The 5,897-nt window shown below is 74.7% G+C and carries 6 protein-coding genes; 4 read left to right on the forward strand and 2 right to left on the reverse strand.

The genetic code is table 11. From position 1 onward, the window contains the following. A partial coding sequence (locus AF1_RS31430) for a MerR family transcriptional regulator (protein WP_157419370.1) occupies positions 1-259 on the reverse strand: 259 nt, incomplete at its 3' end. Positions 260-383: 124 nt separating this feature from the next. Between AF1_RS31430 and AF1_RS31435 the strand changes: the two genes are divergently transcribed. Then, positions 384-1,691, forward strand: coding sequence for a cryptochrome/photolyase family protein (locus AF1_RS31435; protein WP_067807718.1), 1,308 nt, complete (start codon positions 384-386; stop codon positions 1,689-1,691). Between the two features lie 36 nt (positions 1,692-1,727). Here AF1_RS31435 and AF1_RS31440 read toward each other — a convergent pair whose 3' ends face one another. Further along, a complete protein-coding gene (locus tag AF1_RS31440) occupies positions 1,728-2,942 on the reverse strand; it encodes an NAD(P)/FAD-dependent oxidoreductase (protein ID WP_067807721.1) in 1,215 nt (404 codons plus the stop codon). 174 nt (positions 2,943-3,116) lie between these two features. On the opposite strand from AF1_RS31440, the gene AF1_RS31445 reads away from it, so the two are divergent. From AF1_RS31445 to AF1_RS31455, 3 genes are all read left to right on the forward strand, one after another. Beyond that, entirely contained in the window at positions 3,117-3,413 is a 297-nt protein-coding gene (locus tag AF1_RS31445) for a hypothetical protein (protein WP_067807724.1), read from the forward strand. 144 nt (positions 3,414-3,557) lie between these two features. Next, entirely contained in the window at positions 3,558-5,027 is a 1,470-nt protein-coding gene (gene crtI / locus AF1_RS31450) for a phytoene desaturase family protein (protein ID WP_067807727.1), read from the forward strand. Beyond that, positions 5,024-5,897: phytoene/squalene synthase family protein (locus tag AF1_RS31455; RefSeq protein WP_067807732.1), on the forward strand; the 874-nt coding region annotated here is incomplete at its 3' end. The genes crtI and AF1_RS31455, both read left to right, overlap by 4 nt.

Genomic DNA, 5,897 nt, shown 5'->3' on the forward strand with positions numbered 1-5,897 from the left:
GCGGCGGCGCGCCCGCGGGCACGCCCAGCGCGAACCGCGCCGCCTCGCCCGGCGGCGCACCGGACAGGATCTGCCGCTGCATGGCCTCCAGCCGCGCCATGTCGGCGGGCGTGTAGCGGCGGTGGCCGCCGGGGCTGCGTCCGCTCGGGCCGATGCCGTACCGGCGGTCCCAGGTGCGCAGGGTGGACGGCGCCACGCCGAGGCGCTGCGCCACCGCGCCCACGCCCAGCCCGGCCTCCCGGCCCGCCGCCCCGTCCATGCGCCCGCTCTCCTCCGCCGCTTCCCGGATCGCAAAGCGTACGATCTACCAGGTCTTCGCCGGAACTCCGCGCGCCGGTTTCATCCCGGCGGCAACCGGCCGCCGGTGCCGCTCCGAAGACCCGATGATGAGCACCTCGATCATGTTGTTCACCCGTGATCTGCGCGTGCGCGACAATCCCGCCCTGGCCGCCGCGTGCGAGGCCGAGCGCGTCGTCCCGGTCTTCGTCTTCGACGACGCGATCCTGACCGGGCCGTTCGCCGCGGCCAACCGCGTCCGCTTCCTCCGGGAGAGCGTCGCCGACCTCCGGCGGTCGCTCCGTGAGCTGGGCGGCGATCTGGTGGTGCGGCGGGGCGATCCGGTGGCGGAGGTCGCCCGCCTGGCCGGGGACACCGGCGCCCGCTCGCTCTTCCTCGCCGACGAGCGGTCGGCGTACGGGACACGGCGCCTCGCCGGTCTCCGCGGGCTGGGGCTGGACGTGTCGGCGCTTCCCGGCATCACGGTCGTGCCACCCGGAGACCTGACCCCGGCGAACGGCGACCACTACCGGGTGTTCACCCCCTACTGGCGGGCCTGGGACGCGGCCCGCCGGCGTCCGGCCGCGAAGACCCCCGGGAGGATGCGCCTGCCGCCCGGCGTCGAACCCGGCCGGCCGCCGGCCGATCCGGTACCGGGCTCGCCGTCCCCCGGCCTCGCGCCCGGCGGTGAGAGGGCGGGACGCGCCCGCCTGGCGGCATGGCTGCGCGACGACGCCGCGGACTACGAGCACGTCCGCGACGATCTCGCCGCCGACCGCACCTCCCGGCTCAGCCCCTACCTGAAGTTCGGCTGCCTCTCGCCGCTGGAACTGGCCGCGGCGGGCCCGGAGGGGTTCCGGCGCCAGCTCGCGTGGCGCGATTTCCACCACCAGGTCGCCGCCGCCTTCCCCGCGCTGCCCCGGAGCGACTACCGGCCGCGCGGCCGGCGCTGGAACCGGGACCGGGACGCCCTCGACGCCTGGCGGGACGGCATGACCGGCATCCCGATCGTCGACGCCGGAATGCGCCAGCTGCGCGCCGAGGGCTTCATGCACAACCGCGCACGCCTGATCACCGCCACGTTCCTGACCCGCCACCTCGGCATCGACTGGCGGGCCGGCCTGCGCCACTTCGGCGACTGGCTCGCCGACGGCGACATCGCCGACAACGCGGGCAACTGGCAGTGGGTGGCGGGCACCGGCAACAGCACCCGGCCCGGCCAGGTCATGAATCCGCTCCGGCAGGCGTCCCGGTTCGACCCGGGCGGCGACTACGTCCGCAGGTACGTGCCCGAACTCGCCGGCATCGAGCGGTCCGGCGTCCACCGCCCCTGGACTCTGCCCGCCGCCCGCAGACGCGGCCTCGGCTACCCGCCGCCCATCACCGACCCCGACCGTCCGGCGAGCGGGCCGTGACCCGGCGGCACCGGCGAGCCGCCCCCGGCCAATCGCTCAGGGCAGATCGGCCAGGACGGCTTCGGCGGCCCGCCGTCCCGACACCAGCGCGCCCTGGATGGAGCCGGTGTCGCGGTGGTCGCCGCAGACGTAGCGTCCGGCGCGCATCCGCACCGGGCGCCGCAGCGGCAGGGGCGGCGGCATCGCCGGGAGGGCGACCTTGACCGGGTAGGAGGCGAGGAGCCGCCACGCCGAGGTGTCGCCGTAGATCTCGTTCAGCCGGCCGCGCACCCGGCTCTCGTGGACGTTGATGCCGAGCACGGACGTCGAGATGAGAGCGCGGTCGTCCGGGGAGTACTCGGGGGCCGCGTCGGTGAGGACGAGCGTGTCGGTGATGACGCCCTCGGCGTCGATGATCTGGACGGGCTCCTCCAGCGGAGACTCCGGGGCCGCGTGGTAGAACGTCGTGACCGAGCGCATCACCGGTGCCTCGATCTCGGGTACGAGCGCGGCCGCGCGGACGGGATCGGTGGCGACGACCACGGCGCCGGCCTTGATCGCCTCACCGTCGACGGTCTCCACCCCGTCGCCGGTGACCTCCCGGACGGCGGTGCCGAGGGACACCGCCCCGTCCGGGAGCCGGGCCGCGAGCTGTTCGGGTATCCGGCCCATGCCCAGCGCGGGGACGCCGATGGTGCCACGTGCGAAGGACCGCCAGACCAGGTGGAAGAACCGGCTGGAGGTCTCCAGTTCCCGTTCCAGCAGCACACCGGCCAGGAACGGGCGCAGCAGCTTCTCGATCATCTCGTCCGAGATGCCCCAGTGGCGCAGTTCCGCGGCCGTGTCGCGTTCGGCACCGTCCCGTATCCAGGAGCCCGGGACGGTCAGGTCGCGGGCGGTCATCGCGGCCAGCGCGGCCTTGTCCCGGACAGACCCGACATCGGCGAGGGCACCGCTCAGCGCGTGCCCGGGATGCCGCCACGGGAGCATCACGCGGTCACGCCGTCCCTCATGGAAGACCAGCAGGCCGGAGGCGAACGGCCGCAGGTCCAGGGCCTTGAGGTCGAGGACGCGCCGGGCCTCCGGGTAGGCGGTGTTGAAGACCTGGAACCCGCGGTCGAGACGGAAGCCCTCGACGATGTCGGTCCGCACCCGGCCGCCGACCGCGTCCGACGTCTCCAGCACCCGCACCGGCACGCCGGCCTCGTGCAGCCGGACCGCGCAGGCCAGCCCGGCCAGCCCCGCGCCCACGATGATCACGGCATCGGACATCCGCCCTCCCCGCCTTCCGCAGTGGCCGCATCCGAGGGGCACCATGCCCGCCACACCGGCGGTCACTCGGCCCCCGGCGGTGATCCGCCCGCCGGTGCGGGGTGGGCAAAGATCCCTCAAACGCGCGCTTGCGCAGATCAGGGGCGGGTACGGGGCGACCGATCAAGGGGGAAAATGATCAGCACACTGCACAAGTGGGGCATCAAGTCCAACTTCATGTACACGGCGGGCATCGGCTCGGTCGGCCTGGCGTTCGCCGCGTGGGCGGCGTCCAACCGGCTGGAGGACGCGGGCCTGGAACGTGCCGACCGGTGGGGCATCTTCATCGGCGAATGGGCCCCGACCTTCTTCGCCATGGGCCTCGCCCTGCGCATGGAGGAAACGCGGGACGAGTACAAGAAGGAGGCGGCCGAACACCGCGCCCAGACGGAGGAGAGGGCCGCCACGTCGCGAGCCGCCGCGATGCGGTAGCCGCGGCACGGTCCGGAAGCGGTCTCCGAGCGCGATGCAACCGGCCGGCCACCGAGGTCCGAAGAACGTGCGAAACCTTTCGGACGACGATGGAGGAACAGTGCACTCCCGACATCGTGTGCGCGGCTCGCGCGGAGGGCGCTGATGGCCGCCGGGGATCCGGTCGTCGTGATCGGGGCGGGTCTGTCCGGGCTGTCGGCGGCGATCCATCTCGCGGCGGGGGGCCGTGAGGTCGTGGTGGTCGAGGCCCGTGACGAGCCGGGAGGATGCTGCGGATCGGCGCACGCCGGTCCCTACCGGTTCGACACGGGCCCCTCGGTGCTGACCATGCCGGAGGTGCTGGCGGACACGTTCGGCGCGGCCGGCGAGGACATGGACGGCCTGCTGCCGCTGCGGCGGCTGGACCCGTTCTACCGGCTGTCCTTCCACGACGGCTCACGGCTGGACGTGGTGGCGGGCGCGCAGCGGATGGCGGAGAACGTCCGCGCCCTGTGCGGGCCCGCCGAAGCCGCCCGGTACCTGCGGTTCCGGCGGCGGCTGAGCGCGATGTTCGAGGCCGAATGGTCGTCGTTCATCGACGCGGACATGACCCGGCTGCGGAGCATGGCCCGTCCCCTCGCGCTGCTCAGGCTGGCGGCGGCGGGCGGGTTCCGGCGCCTGGACCGGTTCGTGGCGGGTCAACTGACCGACGAGCGGCTCGTCAAGGCGCACACGTTCCAGGCGCTGTACGTCGGGCTTCCTCCCGACAGGGCACTGGCCATCTACGCGGTCGTCGCGCACATGGACACGGTCGGCGGGGTGTACTTCCCCGCGGCCGGCGGGATGCACGCCATCCCCCGGGCCCTGGCCGCCGTCGCGGCGAAGGCGGGCGCCGCCATCAGGTACGGCGTGCGCGCCGAACGGGTCGAGACGAACGCGGCCGGGGTGGCGGCGGTCCGGCTGGAGGGCGGCGAGCGGCTCACCGCCGGGGCGGTCGTCGTCGCCTGCGACCTGGTCCGGGCCCACCGGGGGCTGCTGCCCGACGGGGCGGGCGACTGGCGGCTGCGCCGTCCGCGCTACTCGCCGTCCTGCCTGGTCATGCACTTCGGGCTCGACCATCGGCCGGCCGGCCGGGCGCACCACACGCTGCACTTCGGCCGGGAGTGGGCCGGCGCCTTCGCGGCGCTGGCGTCCGGGCGGCCGCAGCCCGACCCGAATCTGCTGGTCACCTGTCCCGAGGCGGACGGCACCGCCGCGCCGGCCGGTCACTCCACGTTGAGCGTCCTGGAACCCGTCCCGAACACGGTGAGCGCGGACGGCTGGGACCGTCTCGCGCCGCGGCTGGAGCAGCGCCTGCTCGGCCGCCTGTCCGACCTGGGGTACGGCGACCTGTCGGCGGCGCCCCGGCTGACCTTCGACCCGCCGGCCTGGACGCGCCTCGGCCACTCGGCGGGCACGCCGTTCGCCCTGGACCACCGGTTCCGCCAGACGGCCTGGTTCCGGCCCGCCGGCCGCAGCCGCCGCGTCCCCGGGCTGCACTTCGCGGGGATGTACACCGCGCCCGGCGTGGGCGTCCCACCGGCTCTGATCTCCGGGCGGCTCGCCGCCGCCCGCGTCCTGGAAGGCCGCCGATGACGCTGACCGCGAGCTACGAGCACTGCCGCCGCCTCAACGCCCGCCATGGCCGCTCGTTCTACCTGGCCACACTGCTGCTGCCGGCGTGGAAGCGCAGGCACGTGCACGCGCTGTACGGCTTCACACGTCACGTGGACGACATCGTGGACGCGTTCGGCGCGACGGCCCCGGACACCGCCGGGCGGGCGAAGGCGCTCGACGAGGTGGCCCGGCGGCTGAGCGCGAGCCTGGCGGGCGAGGCGATCCAGGACCCGGTGCTGCCCGCCTTCGTGCACACCGTCCGCTCCTTCGGCATCGAGCGCGGCGACATCGGCGTCTTCCTGCGGTCCATGCGCTCCGACCTCACCGTCACCCGGTACGAGACCTACGAAGACCTGCTGGGGTACATGGAGGGGTCGGCCGCCGCCATCGGCCTGATGATGCTTCCCGTCCTGGAGACGGTGCCGGGCGCCGGGCGGCTCGCCCGCGAGCCCGCCCGCGAACTCGGGCGGGCGTTCCAGCTGACGAACTTCCTGCGGGACGTCGCCGAGGACCTGGCCCGCGGCCGCGTCTACCTGCCGCAGAAGGACCTCGCCAAGTTCGGGGTGACCGAGGACGACCTCCGCGGCGACGGCCGTACGCCGGCACTGCGCGACCTGGTGGCCTTCGAGGCCGACCGCGCCCGCGACCACTACCGCCGCGCCCTCGGCGGCATGGAGTTGCTGGCGCCGTCCTCCCGCCCGTGCATCCGCGCCGCGTACGAACTGTACGGCGGCATCCTGGACGAGATCGCCGCGGCCGGCCACGACGTGCTGACCGCGCGGGCGCGGGTGCCGCGCCGCCGCCGGGCCGCGATCTTCGCGCGGCACCTGCTGGCCGCCTCCGCCGCCG

This window comes from Actinomadura formosensis NBRC 14204 (genome assembly GCF_001552155.1).
GTDB lineage: Bacteria > Actinomycetota > Actinomycetes > Streptosporangiales > Streptosporangiaceae > Spirillospora > Spirillospora formosensis.